This is a genomic window from Afipia dichlorophenoxyacetatis (assembly GCF_055386385.1).
In genome coordinates this window covers 473,938-491,057 of record NZ_AP029250.1, presented here as the reverse complement: position 1 = coordinate 491,057, position 17,120 = coordinate 473,938, and the positions used below count along the sequence as shown (strand labels likewise).

The 17,120-nt window shown below is 57.8% G+C and carries 12 protein-coding genes, 1 pseudogene and 1 riboswitch; of the genes and pseudogenes, 5 read left to right on the top strand and 8 right to left on the bottom strand.

All coding sequences use genetic code 11. The features are described from left to right. Positions 1 to 164: 164 nt before the first annotated feature. Together ACZ5C3_RS02275 and ACZ5C3_RS02270 are read left to right on the top strand one after the other, a co-directional pair. Positions 165 to 713, top strand: a complete 549-nt coding sequence (locus ACZ5C3_RS02275) for a carboxymuconolactone decarboxylase family protein (protein ID WP_464038233.1) — start codon at positions 165 to 167, stop codon at positions 711 to 713. A 45-nt stretch (positions 714 to 758) separates the two neighbouring features. Then, entirely contained in the window at positions 759 to 1,280 is a 522-nt protein-coding gene (locus ACZ5C3_RS02270; RefSeq protein ID WP_464034945.1) for a VOC family protein, read from the top strand. On the opposite strand, the gene ACZ5C3_RS02265 is transcribed toward ACZ5C3_RS02270, so the two are convergent. Both ACZ5C3_RS02265 and ACZ5C3_RS02260 read right to left on the bottom strand, forming a co-directional pair. Further along, positions 1,277 to 2,512 (bottom strand): MFS transporter, encoded by a 1,236-nt coding sequence (locus tag ACZ5C3_RS02265; protein WP_464034943.1) that lies wholly within the window; start codon positions 2,510 to 2,512, stop codon positions 1,277 to 1,279. The two genes, ACZ5C3_RS02270 and ACZ5C3_RS02265, sit on opposite strands and share 4 nt — an antisense overlap. Positions 2,513 to 3,055: 543 nt before the next feature. Beyond that, positions 3,056 to 3,230 (bottom strand): annotated as a pseudogene (locus ACZ5C3_RS02260) (transposase); the annotation flags it as partial. 80 nt (positions 3,231 to 3,310) lie between these two features. Here ACZ5C3_RS02260 and ACZ5C3_RS02255 point away from each other — a divergent pair. Continuing rightward, a complete protein-coding gene (locus tag ACZ5C3_RS02255) occupies positions 3,311 to 5,581 on the top strand; it encodes a tetratricopeptide repeat protein (RefSeq protein ID WP_464034941.1) in 2,271 nt (756 codons plus the stop codon). A gap of 347 nt (positions 5,582 to 5,928) precedes the next feature. Here the strand turns inward: ACZ5C3_RS02255 and ACZ5C3_RS02250 are convergent, their stop codons facing one another. The 4 genes from ACZ5C3_RS02250 to ACZ5C3_RS02235 form a co-directional block, all read right to left on the bottom strand. Next, entirely contained in the window at positions 5,929 to 7,050 is a 1,122-nt protein-coding gene (locus ACZ5C3_RS02250) for a ribonucleotide-diphosphate reductase subunit beta (RefSeq protein ID WP_464034939.1), read from the bottom strand. A 68-nt stretch (positions 7,051 to 7,118) separates the two neighbouring features. After that, positions 7,119 to 9,995, bottom strand: a complete 2,877-nt coding sequence (locus ACZ5C3_RS02245; RefSeq protein ID WP_464044486.1) for a ribonucleoside-diphosphate reductase subunit alpha — start codon at positions 9,993 to 9,995, stop codon at positions 7,119 to 7,121. Between the two features lie 110 nt (positions 9,996 to 10,105). Further along, positions 10,106 to 10,336, bottom strand: a riboswitch (cobalamin riboswitch). A gap of 192 nt (positions 10,337 to 10,528) precedes the next feature. Then, a complete protein-coding gene (locus tag ACZ5C3_RS02240; protein ID WP_464034937.1) occupies positions 10,529 to 10,975 on the bottom strand; it encodes a cupin domain-containing protein in 447 nt (148 codons plus the stop codon). A gap of 317 nt (positions 10,976 to 11,292) precedes the next feature. Continuing rightward, on the bottom strand, positions 11,293 to 11,946 hold the full coding sequence (locus ACZ5C3_RS02235; protein WP_464034936.1) for a glutathione S-transferase family protein: 654 nt from the start codon (positions 11,944 to 11,946) through the stop codon (positions 11,293 to 11,295). A 156-nt stretch (positions 11,947 to 12,102) separates the two neighbouring features. Here ACZ5C3_RS02235 and ACZ5C3_RS02230 point away from each other — a divergent pair, with 156 nt between their 5' ends. Further along, positions 12,103 to 13,344, top strand: coding sequence for a polyhydroxyalkanoate depolymerase (locus ACZ5C3_RS02230; protein WP_464034934.1), 1,242 nt, complete (start codon positions 12,103 to 12,105; stop codon positions 13,342 to 13,344). 125 nt (positions 13,345 to 13,469) lie between these two features. On the opposite strand, the gene ACZ5C3_RS02225 is transcribed toward ACZ5C3_RS02230, so the two are convergent. Both ACZ5C3_RS02225 and ACZ5C3_RS02220 read right to left on the bottom strand, forming a co-directional pair. Beyond that, positions 13,470 to 14,087 (bottom strand): hypothetical protein, encoded by a 618-nt coding sequence (locus tag ACZ5C3_RS02225; protein ID WP_464034932.1) that lies wholly within the window; start codon positions 14,085 to 14,087, stop codon positions 13,470 to 13,472. A gap of 91 nt (positions 14,088 to 14,178) precedes the next feature. After that, on the bottom strand, positions 14,179 to 15,348 hold the full coding sequence (locus ACZ5C3_RS02220; protein WP_464034930.1) for a mandelate racemase/muconate lactonizing enzyme family protein: 1,170 nt from the start codon (positions 15,346 to 15,348) through the stop codon (positions 14,179 to 14,181). Positions 15,349 to 15,692: 344 nt separating this feature from the next. On the opposite strand from ACZ5C3_RS02220, the gene ACZ5C3_RS02215 reads away from it, so the two are divergent. Then, on the top strand, positions 15,693 to 17,117 hold the full coding sequence (locus tag ACZ5C3_RS02215) for a caspase family protein (RefSeq protein ID WP_464034928.1): 1,425 nt from the start codon (positions 15,693 to 15,695) through the stop codon (positions 17,115 to 17,117). The last annotated feature ends 3 nt before the right edge of the window (positions 17,118 to 17,120 follow it).

Genomic DNA, 17,120 nt, shown 5'->3' with positions numbered 1-17,120 from the left:
TCGCCGTCAGCACTGCACGCGCGGCGATAAGTGCTTGGTTGGCCGGACTGTACTGCCCGCCTGCGGGATTTCAATATCTCCCTGCCGAGAGCGAGCGCTTGTGAGATATGCTCGTGATGCACGAGGTTCGCGACCCAATGATTGAAAAGACAGAGGAAACCAACATGCGCTTGCCGACACTTTCGCCTAGCGAAATGAGCGATGATCAAAAAACAATCTACGCCGAATCTGAGGCAAGCAAACGCGGCGTCGTCACGCCGCCGCTTCGCGCCTGGATCCACGCCCCGGAAGTCGCGCGCCACTCCAGCCGCCTTGGCGCCTATCTGCGCTACGACACCGCACTGGGCGTACGTTATTCAGAACTCGCGATCCTGGTGACAGCCCGATACTGGAGCGCCCAATACGAATGGTACGCGCACAAGAAACTGGCTCTGCAGGCCGGACTTGATGCCGCGATTATCGACGCGATCAATCATCGGCATGTGCCGGACTTTGATGATCCTAAGGCACAGCTGATCTACGAGTTCAGCGAATCACTCCACGAGAACCACACCGTACCGAAGCTGCTCTATGACAAGGCCATTGAGTTGTTGGGCAAGAAAGGCGTCGTCGAGCTGGTGGGCCTACTCGGTTACTACACGCTTGTCTCGATGACGCTTAATGCATTTGAGGTCGAGTTACCGGAAGGCGCGATGTCCGACCTTGTGCCGTAAGGAACACAACCTAGATGTGGGTGACGACAGAATGTGGAGATGACGATGTCGCTGCCCGAGACAAATACGGAAACACCTTCCAGACCGATTGCAGCCGGCACGCGCATCGGCCACGTCCATCTGAAAGTTGCTGATCTCGACCGGGCCCTCGGCTTCTATCAAGACCTGCTCGGTTTCCAGCTAATGCAGCGCTATGGCGATCAGGCCGCCTTCATTTCAGCAGGCGGCTATCATCATCACATCGGCCTCAATACATGGCACAGCAAGGGCGGCAGTCCACCACCACCCGGCACCACAGGGCTGTTTCACACTGCGATTCTTTATCCCACGCGTGCCGCGCTTGCAGACGCATTGTATCGCGTGCTGCAGGCGGGAATTGCACTCGATGGCGCCAGCGACCACGGTGTCAGCGAGGCACTTTATCTGCGTGATCCGGACGAGAACGGCGTCGAACTTTATCGCGACCGGCCTGAGGCCGAGTGGCCGCGCAATCCCGACGGTTCGCTGGCGATGTTTACCCGACGCCTCGATGTCGAAGCGCTGCTGCGGGACCGCGAGGCGACCTAGATCTCGGGTGGTTTTCCACGGATCAGCACGACCGTTGCCGCGATCAATTCAAACGACATACAGACGTAAAACGGCACCGTGTAGCTGCCGAAAGCGTCTCGCAGCAGCCCGATCAAGCCGGGCCCGAACGCATAAGTGAACTGACAGATCGCGGTGACCAGACTGACCAGCACGCCGAACGACGCCGCGCTGAACTCCCGCTGAACGATCAGAGACGGCAGCGTGATGGCGTTGCCGACCGAGAAGCCGAACACCGCGCTCGCGGCAAACAGCGCGTATTCATTCTGGGTGTTGATCATGACCAGAAGGGCCACGGCCTGACTGGCGAATGACGCGGCGGAAGCCTTGCGCTGATCCAGCCGGTCGATCACGGTGCCAAGACCCACCCGCCCGATCACAGCCATCGCGGTCATCAGAGACACAGCGATGCTGGCCCTTTCACGCCCCATGATCGGGTCAAAGAACGAAATCTGGTGCACGATAAACGCGACCTGAGATGTCAGGACCAGTGAGAATGGCACGACAATAGTCCAGAACGGCAGGCTGCGAAATGCAGCGCTTCGTATTTGCGCCGCCGAGAGCGTAGCCGAGTTAGAAGCCCGAGCAGCCGCATCCGAGGGATGTTTCGGGGGATGCCCAACCCACAACACAATGAACGGGATCGCAGCCGCGATGATTACCAACGCCGCAATGAGCATTGTTGAGGAAAAGCCGTACCGGCCGATCGCGGCAACAAGCAGAGGCACGCCAATGACGCCGCCACAACTCGCTCCGTTCAGGGCAAGGCTGATCGCCATGCCACGCCGCTTGTCGAACCACATCCCGAGCGTGTTGTTAATGGCGGCCACGCTCGTCCCCGCCCAGCCGAAAGCGAACACCGCATAGACTGCGTAAAGCTGCCACGGAGACGTGACCTGCCCGACCAGCGCCGTTCCCGCGGCCATACAGGCGATACCGGAGATCAACAGCAGGCGAGGACCGAGAACGCGGATGGCCTCGCTGACGAAGGCGACCAGAATTGAGCTGAACAGATAGTAGCAGGTCGTGGCCGTGGAAATCTGCGACGCCGGCCAGCCGTGCAGGCGCTGTAATTCCGCCAGATAAACACCCTGGCCGTAGAAACCTGCGCCCCAGGCGAACGTCGCGACCAAGAAGCAAACCGCGACAACGCGCCAGCCGCCGTACTTGAAGGACGTTTCGTCGACGGCGAATTCAACGCGCGGCGCGGTCATTGTTTTTAAAGTCCCCGGCGCATGCGATGCAACGTGCATCGGCAAGGCCGCGGACCTTAGCGTGTATTCGAGAGGAAGGAGACCCGTTTTCCGGATAGAAACAGGATGGTTCCGGAAAACGAGCGCTCTGCAGTCTCGGGCATAGCATGTCACCTATCTTGCCGCTAGACCGCTGAAATCTCGCGTGTCAGATTCAGACAGCGCAGTCATCAAACGTCGATTCCTGGCATAGTACATCCCCTAAAGTCGAAATTTGCCTCGACCTGCAAAAACTCAACAAACGAACCGGTAAGCTTAAACGAACGACATCCCGTCATGACTAAGCCTCCGCCGTCTCCGGCAGCGGGGTTTAGTCATAGCTGCGCTGAGTTGTTACCCGTGGAATGCCGAGTAAAGTAAGTACTCAGATATCTGACGCCGGCGGCGCCGAGAGATCACTGATGCTGTCCCAGTATATTCGACTAATGGCTGTCGTTAGGAATCGAAGCTCCGTGCTCGGGTAGATCGGCCGTCTCGCATAAGATATGGACCGACAGCATTTAGTGCGGCTTCCAGACGATCGGGATCGTTGGTCCATTCCCTTGGAAGATATAACGCGCGGTCTATAACCGCATGACCGTGACGCGAAACATAGCTCGCAAACACACCTATCTGGCAGTTCGTGATTTTCCCTGCCGAGCCGGGTGTATTGTCGCGCCACGCCTTTTTCGATTGACCCAGCAGCGAAGGCTCGCGCCTCTTTCCGTAGTCTTAAGAATCAACTATCGGTTGATTTATTTTTTACTGGCTGGCTAAAAAATGAATCGACACAAACGTCGCGCAGCTGCGAAAGCCGGACAACAAACGAATGGGGCCAGATCACACATTGCCTCAGATCCCCGTCTCAATGTCGCTGTTGCCCACTATCAGGCTGGACGACTAAGCGACGCGGAAAAGTGCTGCCGGCAGATACTGGAAAATACCCCACAAAACGCCGAAGCGATGCATCTGCTGGGCGCACTTTTCATCAAAGCAGCGCAGTATGATGCTGCGATCGGTTGGATCAGTCAGGCAATTCGGCTGGACAACCGAAACCCTAATTTTTTCGTCACTCTTGCCGAGGCCCTTCAGAAGCTTGGGAAATTAAACGAGGCATTAGAGTGTTACCGCTTCGCGATCGACCTGAAGCCGGATTGGGTCGACGCCTTGTTCATGAGAGCCAGAGTACTTCAAGCCATCGGCTCGAGGGAACAGGCCATCGAACAATTCGATAAGGTTCTTGCACTCCAACCCGACCACCTCGATGCTCACCGGAGCCTAATTGTCGTTTTACACGAGTCTGGTCGAACAGAAGATGCGCTGGCGGCCTGTGATCGCGCACTTGCTCGATTTCCGAATGTATCCGGCCTCTACAATAATCGCGGGATCATCCTTAAGTCTCTCGGCCGTCTCGACGAAGCTCTTGTTGCCTATGAGCACGCAATTGAAACGAGTCGCAGTGGAGACTTTCTCCCCTTTAACAATAGTGTAGACATTCTAAAGAAGACTGGACGGCTTGCCGAGGCGCTCGAAATTTGTGACCGTGGACTATCCCTTTCTCCAAATTCAGCAGAGCTGCTGAATTGTAAAGGGGTCGTATTGGCAGATCTCGATCGGTTGGATGAAGCTCTTAGGTTCTACAACGATGCCATCGAACAACATCCGGATTCTGCGGAAGCGTTTAGCAATAGAGCCAAAATAGCTTTAAGACAGCAACAGCATGCGAGGGCAATTGCGGATTGCGATAAAGCGATCGCTTTGCACCCCTCTATGCCGGAAGCCTTTCATACTCGAGGAAGAGCACTCAGAGACACAAAGAAGCTTGCGGAAGCCGCGAGAGATTTTGAGCGCGCAATCGAATTGCGGCCAAATTTTTTCCACGCAATAGTCGATTTGGGCGCCGTCCTTCATCGCTTGAACCGTTTTGAGGAAGCACTCGGTCAGTATGACCGGGTAATCGCGATGAATCCTGAATTTGCTGAAGGATACCAGGACCGGGGGATCACCTTGCTGGATCTCGCACGTTACGATGAGGCTCTCCGGGATTTCGAGAAGGCTATTTTACTCAATCCAAATCTAGCCAATGCCCACTGGAACGAAGCCATCACTCGACTTTTGACAGGAGATCTTACAGTCGGATGGGAAAAGAGTGAGTGGCGATGGAAATCTGAGGAGGTTCTCAAGCCCTATCGTCAATTTTCTCAACCAATGTGGAAGGGAGAGCCACTAGAGGGCAAAACGATTCTCGTTCATAACGAACAGGGTCTTGGGGACGCCATTCAATTTGCTCGTTACATACCGATGCTGGCAGCCAAAGGCGCAAACGTCATCTTGGATGTCAACCGAGCGCTGAATTCAATTCTATCCGGCATTCAAGGCGTTAATGTTGTTTTGCGGTCAGACGAGAAATACGAACAGTTCGATTTTCATTGTCCGCTGTTGAGTCTTCCTCTTGGATTTAGCACGACGCTCGAGACCATCCCCAACAAGCCTTACCTCCCTCAACCGGTTCGTAGTGGGCGCTGGGACAAGCTCCTTCCTAAAACAAAATCACGAATAGGCATTGTGTGGTCAGGCGGCACCGCCCATCCGAATGATTACAATCGCTCGATCCCGCTCGATACGTTTATCGGGGCTCTGGAAGGAGTTGATGCGACTTTTGTAAGCTTGCAGAAAGAGGTCAGGCCCCGCGATTCCGATATCCTTAAGTCACACAGCGAAATTCTCGACCTTCGTACCGAACTAACCAGCTTCACTGAAACGGCTGAGCTCATTGCTGAGTGCGACCTTGTCATTTCAGTGGATACAAGCGTCGCCCATCTGGCAGGGGCACTCCAGCGGCCTGTGTGGATACTTTTGCCTTATGTTCCTGATTGGCGGTGGCTTATCAATCGCGATGACAGCCCTTGGTATCCGACCGCGCAACTATTCAGACAGACTGCGTCCAGGGAATGGGAAACTGTTCTCGATCAAGTGAACGACGCGCTTCGCACCGCGTTCATTCCCAACTGGAATTCGGACATAGTCCCTATGTCGGTGGGCGATCGCTGAGGCGGCCTTGTCGCGATCATTTGCGGATATTCTTGCCGGTCAATGTGGCCGAGCTTCGAGTCTTTGCCTCCTTGATTGCGCCGCCGCAACGCCTCGACCATCGTGCAGGTGGCAGGTGCGGTTTGGCTTGGCTTGGCTTGGCTTGGCGGTGAAAGAGGTCGTGAGGAACGATCGCGCAAACCAGCGACGCTCGGCGTGGAAGCGCTGAGCCATTTGGCCACCGTCGCGACCAATGAGACAATTTCCGCCTGCTGGGGCCGGCGGCGCCTTCCGAACGGAAAACCCGCCGTGATCGGCGGGTTTTTGATTAGGAGACATACTACGCCCGGCGCTCCGGAAATAGCTCCTTAGTCCCAGCTCAATGCGCCACCGCTTTGATATTCGATCACGCGGGTCTCGAAGAAGTTCTTTTCCTTCTTCAAGTCCATGGCTTCCGACATCCACGGGAAAGGATTCTCGGTTTCCGGGAACACCGGAGCGAGCCCGATCTGCGCACAACGCCGATTGGCGATGAAGTGCATGTATTGTTCGCACAGTGCAGCGTTGAGACCGAGGAATCCGCGCGGCATTGTATCCCGCCCATACTGAGCCTCGAGCTGCGCAGCACCGTGCAGCATCTGGCGGACCTCTTCCTTAAAGCTCGCCGTCCACAGATGCGGGTTCTCGATCTTGATCTGGTTGATGACATCGATGCCAAAGTTCAGATGAATCGATTCATCGCGCAGGATGTACTGATACTGCTCGGCAATACCGACCATCTTGTTGCGGCGGCCGAGCGACAGTATTTGCGCAAAGCCGGTGTAGAACCACATGCCTTCGAACACGACGTAGAAGGCAATCAGATCGCGCAGGAACGTCTGGTCGTTTTCCATCGTTCCCGTGGCGAACGTTGGATTGTCGAGTGCCTGCGTATGCTTCAGCGCCCATGCCGCCTTGTCGGTGATGCTCGGCACCTCGCGATACATGTTAAAGAGCTCGCCTTCATCGAGACCAAGGCTCTCCACCACATACTGGAACGTATGGGTGTGCACCGCCTCTTCGAAGGCCTGCCGCAACAGATATTGCCGGCATTCCGGATTGGTCAGATGACGATAGATCGCAAGTACAATATTGTTGGCGACCAGTGACTCCGACGCAGCGAAGAAGCCGAGGTTGCGTTTGATCATGCGGCGCTCGTCTTCGGTGAGGCCATCGCGCGATTTCCACAGCGCGATATCGGCCTGCATCGAGACTTCGGTCGGCATCCAGTGATTGTTGCAACCAGCGAGATACTTCTCCCACGCCCACTTATATTTCAGCGGCAGCAGTTGATTGACGTCGGCGCGTGAGTTGATCATCGCCTTGTCGTCGACACGCACGCGCCCACCCGCGCGATCGATCGGGCCAACGTTGTTTGCGGCCGCAACGGGCGGCTTTGGGATACCGGCCGTCGCGGCCGGCGACGGAGATGTTTCAGACCAGTCCAACATAATTCCCTCCAGATAAATCCGATTTAGTCATGCCCGGTCTTATCCGGGCATGACACGGTGGCGCGCGCTTATTGGCACGCCTCGCAATCGGGATCGTTGATGTTGCAGGCGAGTTCCGGGACCAGAATAAGTTCCGGCGCAGCTTCGACCGCATGGGCAGACACGGCGTTGAGCTTGCCGTCCGTGCCCTTCAACGTGGACTTCTCCACGTGGGTCGCGCTGCGTGACCGCAGATAATAAGTCGTCTTCAGACCACGCTGCCACGCCAGGCGATAGAGCGCATCGAGCTTCCGACCCGATGGATCGGCCATGTAGAGATTGAGCGATTGCGACTGATCGATCCACTTCTGCCGTCGTGCTCCAGCTTCGATCAGCCATGACGGATCGATCTCGAATGCTGTGGCGTAGATCGCCTTGAGATCGTCCGGCACACGGTCGATCTGACCGACACTGCCGTCGAAGTATTTCAGGTCCGAGATCATCACGTCGTCCCATAGGCCCCGAGCTTTCAGATCGCGGACCAGCGACGCATTCACCACCGTGAAATCGCCCGACATGTTCGATTTCACGTAGAGGTTTTCGTACGATGGCTCGATCGACTGCGCGACACCGCAGATGTTGGAAATGGTCGCAGTCGGCGCGATGGCCATGACGTTGGAGTTGCGCATGCCAGTCGACTTGACGCGCGCGCGCAGCGGCTCCCAATCCAGCGTCGCGGAGCGGTCGAAGGCGTGCATGCCGTCGCGCGCTTCATCCACCAGTGTGATGGAGTCCGCCGGGAGGATGCCCCGGCTCCACAGCGACCCATCGAACGATGGATAGCGCCCGCGCTCGGCGGCAAGATCAACCGACGCCGAAATCGCATGATAGCTGATGACTTCCATGCTCTCGTCGGCGAATGCGACGGCCGCATCCGATGAGTAAGGCAAGCGCAGCGTCTGCAGCGCATCCTGGAAGCCCATCAGACCAAGGCCGATTGGCCGATGCCTGAGATTGGAATTGCGGGCTTCCGGAATGGTGTAGAAGTTGATGTCGATCACATTGTCGAGCATCCGCACAGCCGTCTTTACGGTGCGCGCAAGCTTGGCCTGATCGATCCCCATCGGGGTGACGTGCGCCACGAGATTGATCGAACCGAGATTACAGACGGCGACTTCACGGTCCGACGTGTTCAAGGTGATTTCGGTGCAGAGGTTAGATGAATGCACCACACCGACATGCCCTTGGGGCGAGCGGATGTTGCAAGGATCCTTGAACGTGATCCATGGGTGTCCGGTTTCGAACAGCATGGTCAACATGCGCCGCCATAGATCGACCGCACGCACCTGCTTGAACACCCGCATCTCGCCACGCTCAGCCTTGGCCTCATACGCTTCATAGGCCTTCGCGAACGGCTTGCCGTAAAGATCGTGCAAATCCGGCGTCTCGTCCGGCGAGAACAGCGTCCACGTGCCATCGGCTTCGACGCGCTGCATGAATAGGTCCGGCACCCAGTTGGCAGTATTCATGTCATGGGTGCGGCGGCGATCGTCGCCGGTGTTCTTGCGCAGGTCGAGGAACTCCTCGACATCGATGTGCCAGGTTTCGAGATAGGCGCAGACCGCGCCCTTCCGTTTTCCGCCCTGATTGACGGCGATCGCCGTGTCGTTCGCCACCTTCAGGAAAGGCACCACGCCCTGTGATTCGCCATTGGTGCCCTTGATATGCGCACCAAGGCCTCGCACGCGGGTCCAGTCATTGCCAAGACCGCCGGAATACTTGGCGAGCAGCGCGTTATCTTTGATCGACTTGAAGATGCCGTCGAGATCGTCCGGTACGCTGGTCAGGAAGCAGGACGACAATTGCGGCCGCAGCGTGCCGGCATTGAACAGCGTCGGGGTCGAGGCCATGAAATCGAACGACGACAGAAGATCATAAAACTCGATGGCGCGCGCTTCACGATCGATCTCGCGGAGCGCAAGGCCCATCGCCACACGCATGAAGAACGCCTGCGGCAACTCGATGCGTGTGCCGCGCACATGCAGGAAGTAGCGATCGTACAGGGTCTGCAGGCCGAGGAACTGGAATTGCAGATCACGCTCAGGCTTCAGCGCCGCCGCAAGCCGCGCCAGATCGAAACGGCGCAATTCGGGATCGAGCAGTTCGTGCACGATGCCGGTGCCCACGTAAGTCTGGAAGTAATCGGCATATTGCGACGTCATGTCCGACTGGCTGGGAAGCTGTTCGCGCTTCTCGACGAAGGAGACCGCCTCGCGGCGCAACGAATCGAGCAATAGGCGCGCGCTGACGTAGGAATAATTCGGCTCCTGCTCGACCAGCGTGCGGGCCGCCATGACTTGTGCCTGCGATAACTCATCGAGCGTCATGCCGTCATAGAGATTGCGTCGGGCCTCAGCCAGAACCGGCTCGACCGAGACGCCATCAAGGCCTTCACACGCTTCCGCAATCACGCGCCGCAGCCGCTCTTCGTCAAGCGGACGCAGCACACCATCAGCGCCGCGCACATTCAACGTGGGCGCGGCAGATACGGCGATTTCCGGGTCGGATTCACGACGCGCCTTGGCGCGTTCTTCGCGATAGAGCACGTAAGCACGCGCCACCTTGTGATGACCGCCGCGCATCAGCGACAGTTCGACCTGGTCCTGAATATCTTCGATATGCAGGGCGCGCTGGGCATCGACGCGACGCGTCAGCGCCGTCACCACCTGCGCGGTGATCTCTTCGACGGTTTCGTGCACACGCCGCGACGCGGCAGCAGCCTGCCCTTCAACAGCCAGGAACGCACGCGTCACCGCGATCTGGATCTTGCTGGCATCGAATCCGCTCACGCTGCCATTGCGGCGGATGACGTGAAACGCCGGCGCGGAAAACGGCGCCTCCGGTGCGCGCGCTGCTATGGCTGGCGCCTGACGACCGTTACTGGAAATCTCAACTGACAAAGACATTCGGCAAACCCCTTCTTGGATTAGGGGGCTTGGGCCGAGGGGACGCTGCATGAAAGCGGCTGACCGAATGTCAGCCGTCAGCGGCGACCACCGGGACACCCCGCCCGAGGACGTTTTCTGGTGTCACGGCAGGTCTCCTGGCTCCGGGTCGTCGCGTCGCTCTGCCTTCCCGGATACACCCCGATGGGTCGTCCAGTGGACTATAAGAGCTGATGCTCGCCGTTACAGTTGCGGGGGCAGCTCCGGCATTGCTGCAGATCGTAAAGATCCGACAGCGCACCGGCTTCCCTCTTAGCTTCTGGGTGTTGGTGCCCAGAAGAACCATGACGACTACATGTGGTATGAGATCGCGATTCGCGTCAATGGCTTGTTGCAGATTTTCTCGGTGGAGAGCGGTGGACAGCGGGGATGGCTGCCCAAGACGTTAACGAAACGTCAATTGGGCGTCGCACGCCGCCCGGAGGCGAGATCTCCGGGAGCCTGAATAAGCAAGCAGACTTGCCGCCGCAGCCGCTGATTGCACGAGTGAACAGTCAGTCCGGCTTTGCATCCGCCGGCCATGGCGTCACCGGCGGCACGGTGTCGGTCGGGGCAGGCATATCCACCGTCTTGAAGTCGGCGGGGCTGACAATCTCCAGATATTCCATGTCCGGTGAATAATCGAACAGGTAGTGCGTGATGCCCGGCCGCTGATGCACGACATCGCCTGCCTTCACCAAGGTCGGCTTGTCTTCATACATGAACTTCGCCCAGCCCTTGGTCATGATGACGATCTGGAAATCGCAATCATGGCGATGCCAGCCGGTGCCATCCGTCGGCGGCATGTTCGCTTTCACGAGATGAGCAATCACCTGGCCGCCCGTTGCGTCCGCGATTCCAAGATCGCGATAGAGAAAGAAATCGCGCAGGCCTCCGCCCTTGAACTCCGTGTCTTCGGGCTTGACGTGCGAGAACTTCATCACCGGATCGTGCTTGTTCATTGCAACCTCCACGCTGTCCTTTCAGGCAAAGCGATATCCGGCGAGGCCGCAGTGAGCGACCTCATCGTCGACTCGTTTGCTTCTGCTATCGATCATGCGAATTCCGCGCCATTGCGGGCTTCGACAATGGACGACGTGTGCGGAAGTTTTGCGCAGCGGTGGATGTCGCTGAATCCCGTATGAGATTCCCAATGCGACACGGCGCGATTGAAAATTGATGCGTCGAAAAGCCTCTGGCATCCCAGAAGTCGCTCGCTGCGCACCGAGAACACGCAAGGTGTTTGGCTAGCGAGCAGGCATTTGCACGCAAAGTGCGCCTAATATTCAACCTCCAGCTCTTCGATATCCGCAGGTTCGAGCTTCGCGGCCGCAATCCATTCCTGCATTTCCGGAAGGCTCATGATCCGCTTTGCATAGCTTGCGAGAACAGGCTGGAGCTGCACATCGTACGTCATGAACCGCGTCACGACCGGCGCATACATGGCATCCGCCATCGTGCGATGGCCAAACAGGAATGGTCCGCCGGATTTTTCCAGGCAGTCGCTCCAAATCGCGCAAATCCGGTCGATGTCGGCTTGGGCGCGGGACCAGATCTTGAAACCGGGGAAGTGGCCCTTCAGGTTGACCGGCAGCGATGAACGCAGCGTCGTGAACCCTGAATGAATCTCGCCGCAGATGGAACGGCAATGCGCGCGGGGTATCCGCTCGGCAGGCAATAGCTGCGCTTCCGGTTTGAGATCATTGAGATATTCGCCAATCGCCAGAGTGTCCCAGACGGTTGCGCCCTCGTGCCGGAGGCAGGGGACCAGAATGGAAGACGATAGCAGCAAGATCTCCGCACGCGCCGATGCATCGTCCGCGGCGACAACGATCTCATCGAATTCGAGTCCGGAAAATTTGGTCAGCAGCCAGCCGCGCAGTGACCACGACGAATAATTCTTACTGCTGATGGTGAGTGTGGCTTTGGCCATGACATGCCTCTTCTACGCCTGCACAAATATCCGCCTGCCTGTTGTTTAAGCGGCGGCTCACTTTCACTCAGCAAACCACATGCCAGCCACAAGAGGCGGGCGGATCGCGGTTCTGGCGCCGAAGTTGCATGGCAAAAACGGCAAGGAATGATGCCGATGTCACCGATGATGTATCAAACTTATCAGAACACCATGGATGCAACCGCCCCATGGCGAAGCGGGGCAGCGTCAGCGCTGGCCCTTCTCCGGCTTTTTCCGGAAGGCAGGTTTTTCCGAGAGGGGCTGTCCGACAAAGTGTTCGGCCGCCTTGCCGCCGCGCTGGAGCTGATTTCGCGCAGCTCGCTCACCTATCGCCGCCCGCCTTACGACATCAAACCGGTATTGGTCGGCAATCGCGCACATGAGGTGAGCGAGGAAATTCCGTTCGCGACACCGTTCGGCTCGCTTCTGCATTTCAGGAAGGATGGCGCACCGGAGCAACCGAAGGTCTTGCTCGTGGCACCGATGTCCGGACATTTCGCAACACTGTTGCGTGGGACCGTTCAGACGTTGCTGCAGGATCACGACGTCTACATCACGGACTGGCATAATCCCCGCGATATTCCCCTCAGCCAAGGCAGGTTCGGGTTGGACGAGTACACCGAACACCTGATCACCTTTATGGATTGGCTCGGGCCACGGTCTCATATGATCGCGATCTGCCAGCCGTCCGTGTCGGCGCTCGCTGCATCCGCGATCATGTCCGAAGACAATCACCCGGCGCGCCCAGCCAGCCTGGCATTAATGGCAGGACCAATCGACACGCGCATTCAGCCAACCAAGGTCAATGAATTTGCGAAGTCTAAACCTTTGAAATGGTTTGAAGACAATCTGATCAACTATGTACCTCTGCAGTGCAAAGGCGCGTTCCGCAAGGTCTATCCCGGCTTTATCCAGTTGACGGCGTTCGTCTCGATGAATCTGGAGCGCCACATCAAATCACACAAGGATCTGCTGGAGCATTTGGCCAAGGGTGAGACCGACAAGGCCGACACCATCAAGACTTTCTATGATGAATACTTTGCAGTGATGGACCTGCCGGCGGATTTCTATATCGACACCATTCGCGATGTCTTTCAGGAGCATCTGCTACCCCAGGGCAAACTCACTTACCGTGGCAGGCTGATCAATCCCGGCTCAATCAGGAAAATGGGATTGATGACTGTCGAAGGGGAGAAAGACGATATCTGCTCGATCGGTCAAACCCTCGCGGCCCAGGATCTCTGCACGGGCGTCCGCGCGTATCGCAAGGTGCACCACATGCAGGCCGGCGTCGGCCACTATGGCGTCTTCAGCGGCAAACGCTGGAACAATGAAATCTATCCGCTGCTGCGCGACTTCATCCATGTCAATGCATAAGCCAACATGCGACAGCCACGATTGCCCGTGCTGAAGCGATCTTTCATTAGCGGTAGCGCCTCTCGCCTCAGTTGGCGTCAGGCCAAAGCGACGGCGGAAGCAGCGATTGAAATAGGACGGGCCTTTCATTCTTTCAAATTCCGCGTGTATGGAAGTTCCAGCTTATCGTCCATCGGCTTGCACAACGCGGCATCCGCGCGCGTGAGCTGAAACTGACGGTCTTCGCGACCAAGCTTGAACGACAAGGCACGATCGTCCTTGCCGAGACCGTCCTGAACCACCACCGGGTCATCGATATAAAGCATCAGCGATTGTCCATCACGCGCCGGATCGATGATGGCATAGCCGCCTTCCTCGGCGGATGACGGCGAGACAATGACAATGCAGTCATAGCCTGAAGCTTTTTTGAAGGCGGGAATCAATCGGCGATCTTGCACATCGCGACCGGCCTTCTCGCTCCAATCGCAACTTGCTCCGATATAGCGCGGTGCCTTGCGGTCCTTCTGCTTCAGTTCGATCCGGACCCCGTCGCCCCGGAACGACAGCGTGATCGCTTCCGTCATCTGACCTGGATGACGCTTGAGATGAGCAGCGTCGTAGTCACGCCGAAAACACACACTGTCGGATTTCGATTTGAGCAAGCTGCTCAACGGACCACCAGACTGCTGGGCCTGCGCCGCGCCATTCAAGGCAAGGAGCGCAAAGCCGGCAATACCGGCCCGCTTCGATGACGGATATCCCATGACCACGCCTCCGCGCCGCTCTGTTTTGGTCAAGCGAGCGCGGAGGAAAGTTCACGGCTTGATCGACAAAATCAAGGGCGCCTGGCGCGCTTTATGACGCCAGCGCCTTCATCTCCGTATAGAGATCGGACTTACCCTCAAACCCGATGCCGGGAAGATCCGGCATGGTGATGTGGCCGTTCTCGACCTTCACGCCATCCGGGAATCCACCATAGGGCTGGAACAGATCCGGATAGCTTTCATTGCCGCCAAGGCCGAGACCCGCCGCGATGTTCAGCGACATCTGGTGACCACCGTGCGGAATACAGCGGCTCGGCGACCAGCCGTGGGTCTTCAGCACATCGAGCGTGCGCAGATATTCACACAGACCATACGACAAGGCGCAGTCGAACTGCAGCCAGTCGCGATCCGGCCGCATGCCGCCGTAGCGAATGAGATTGCGCGCATCCTGATGGCTGAACAGGTTTTCACCCGTGGCCATCGGACCTGTATAGAATTCCGCAAGCGACGCCTGCAAGTGATAGTCGAGCGGATCTCCGGCTTCCTCGTACCAGAACAGCGGATACTCTCGTAGCATCTTGGCGTAAGCGATTGCGGTTTCCAGATCGAAGCGGCCGTTGGCATCGACTGCGAGCTGTGCCTGACCGCCGATTTCTTTCAGCACGGCTTCGATACGTTCGCGATCTTCCGCAATCGGCGCCCCGCCGATCTTCATCTTCACCACGTTGTAGCCGCGATCGAGATAGCCGCGCATCTCGCCACGTAACATCGAAAGATCCTTGCCGGGATAATAGTAGCCGCCTGCTGCATAGACGAATACGCGCGGATCGGCTTCGCGCTTGTGACGCTCTGCCAGCAGGCGAAACAGCGGCTTGCCCGCGATCTTCGCCACCGCATCCCAGATCGCCATGTCGATGGTGCCGACGGCGACGGAGCGCTCTCCATGGCCACCGGGCTTCTCATTCGACATCAGCGTGGCCCACGCCTTATCGGGATCGATATTGTCGCCGGTGGCATCAAGGAGCGTTTTGGGATCGGCCTCCAGAAGCCGCGGCGCAAAGCGTTCGCGGATCAGCCCGCCCTGTCCATACCGGCCATTGGAGTTGAACCCGTAGCCAACCACCCGCTTGCCGTCACGGACCGCGTCGGTGACCACGGCAACCAGGCTTGTCGTCATCTTCGTGAAGTCGATATACGCGTTGCGGATGGGAGACGAGATCGGCTTGGTGACTTCGCGAACATCGACGATACGAACGGACATTGACAACGGTCTCCTAGGTTCCGGCAGCTAAATTCCTGCCGCGCGATGTCTACGCCACGGGCCAGAAAGTTCAAGGGAAACAACTCGTGTCCCGATTCCGAAGTTCGCATCATTCCGCGGCACATTCGTCTGCGAACTTCGGAATCGAAGGACACCAGTAAACCTATGATTCTAGTGTGGCTTTGGTTCAGAAGTCCGCATTTCGGACTCGCCGCACGAATGATGCGGACTTCTGAACCGCTACACTATTTTTTGCGACGTTCCGCCTCTTTTCCGAGCCTCGGCGCGTGTGATAAAAACCCCACCAGACCTTTTTAGAAATTGATTTTTTTGGAGATTTGACGTTGCTGACAGCGCTGCGATCTTTTCTGGTGCTTTGCGCAATGCTGGCGGCGGCGCAGTATTCAGCCACAGCTGCCAATGCCGACAAACGTGTGGCACTTGTGCTTGGCATCTCCGCATACGAACACGTCACGAAGCTTCCGAACCCGTCTAACGATGCGGGTGCCATGGCGGACCTGCTCAAAAAGGCAGGCTTCGATGTCGTCGAAACCCATCGCGATGTCGGCATTGCCGCAATGCGCCGTTCCGTGGGCAACTTCTCGGACAAGGCACAGGACGCGGATATCGCCGTGGTGTTCTACGCAGGTCATGGCATCGAGGTGGATGGAACGAACTATCTTATTCCTGCGGACGCCAAGCTCGCGCGCGACTTTGACATCGAAGACGAGGCCTTGTCGCTTGATCGCCTGCTGAAGGCGATCGAGCCTGCCAAGCGTTTACGGCTCATCATGCTCGATGCCTGCCGCGACAATCCGTTTTCCAAAACCATGAAGCGCACTGTCGCCTCGCGCTCGGTTGGCCGCGGTCTCGCGAAAGTCGAGCCCACCGTCTCGGACACGCTGATCGCCTTCGCTGCGAAAGCAGGCTCGGTCGCGCTTGACGGCGACAGCGCCAACAGCCCATTCACCACGGCCTTGCTCGAAAACATCGCCGTCCCGGGCGTTGACCTGCGCATCGCATTCGGCCGCGTCCGCGACTCGGTGATGGCGTCGACAAGCCGCAAGCAGGAGCCCTACGTCTACGGCTCGCTCGGCGGCAACACCGTTGCCATTGTGGATACTCCCGCATCGCCTGTTCAGGCCCAGAACAAGCCGGCTGCAGCAGCAACGCAAGTCGCAGTTGCTCCGGCGGATCAATCCGTGGCAGCACGCGCGCCTGCCTCTGCTGCACCGTCGTCGGCGGATATTGCAGAAGCATGGCGTGCGGTCTCCGCAACCAACAATCCCGCTGTGCTCGAAGCTTTCGTGCGCCGGTTTGGCGACAGCATCTACGGCGACCTCGCCCGTGCGCGCATGCAGGAACTGAAGGCACAGGAGTTAAAGGTTGCGACTGCGACGCCTGACGAACGCTCGCTGCAGCCTGCGCAGAAGGCGACAGCGCCTGTGGCCTCATCACCGGCGGCATCCGCTCCCGCGGCAACAGCGGCTTCAACTGCGACGGGCTATCTCGGGTGCTTCAAGGACCAGCCTAAACGCGATCTCGACGGGCATAATTTCTACGACCGCAACATGACGACGCAGCTTTGCGTCTCGGCCTGCCGCGACAAAGGCTTCAGCCACGCCGGCACGCAGTACGCGTCTTATTGCTTCTGCGGCAACAAGTTCGGCGCCTCTGGGACGGCGGATAATTGCAACGCCAAGTGCACCGGCAACCGCGACGAGACCTGCGGCGGCACGTGGGCGAATTCGATCTACAAGGTGAATTGATCA

Excerpts from the sequence above, each read along its gene's own strand:
- ACZ5C3_RS02265 (WP_464034943.1), bottom strand. The coding sequence starts at position 2,512 with ATGACCGCGCCGCGCGTTGAATTCGCCGTCGACGAAACGTCCTTCAAG.
- ACZ5C3_RS02230 (WP_464034934.1), top strand. The coding sequence starts at position 12,103 with ATGTCACCGATGATGTATCAAACTTATCAGAACACCATGGATGCAACC.
- ACZ5C3_RS02250 (WP_464034939.1), bottom strand. The coding sequence starts at position 7,050 with ATGTTGGACTGGTCTGAAACATCTCCGTCGCCGGCCGCGACGGCCGGT.
- ACZ5C3_RS02235 (WP_464034936.1), bottom strand. The coding sequence starts at position 11,946 with ATGGCCAAAGCCACACTCACCATCAGCAGTAAGAATTATTCGTCGTGG.
- ACZ5C3_RS02270 (WP_464034945.1), top strand. The coding sequence starts at position 759 with ATGTCGCTGCCCGAGACAAATACGGAAACACCTTCCAGACCGATTGCA.
- ACZ5C3_RS02255 (WP_464034941.1), top strand. The coding sequence starts at position 3,311 with ATGAATCGACACAAACGTCGCGCAGCTGCGAAAGCCGGACAACAAACG.
- ACZ5C3_RS02275 (WP_464038233.1), top strand. The coding sequence starts at position 165 with ATGCGCTTGCCGACACTTTCGCCTAGCGAAATGAGCGATGATCAAAAA.
- ACZ5C3_RS02240 (WP_464034937.1), bottom strand. The coding sequence starts at position 10,975 with ATGAACAAGCACGATCCGGTGATGAAGTTCTCGCACGTCAAGCCCGAA.
- ACZ5C3_RS02225 (WP_464034932.1), bottom strand. The coding sequence starts at position 14,087 with ATGGGATATCCGTCATCGAAGCGGGCCGGTATTGCCGGCTTTGCGCTC.
- ACZ5C3_RS02245 (WP_464044486.1), bottom strand. The coding sequence starts at position 9,995 with ATGTCTTTGTCAGTTGAGATTTCCAGTAACGGTCGTCAGGCGCCAGCC.
- ACZ5C3_RS02220 (WP_464034930.1), bottom strand. The coding sequence starts at position 15,348 with ATGTCCGTTCGTATCGTCGATGTTCGCGAAGTCACCAAGCCGATCTCG.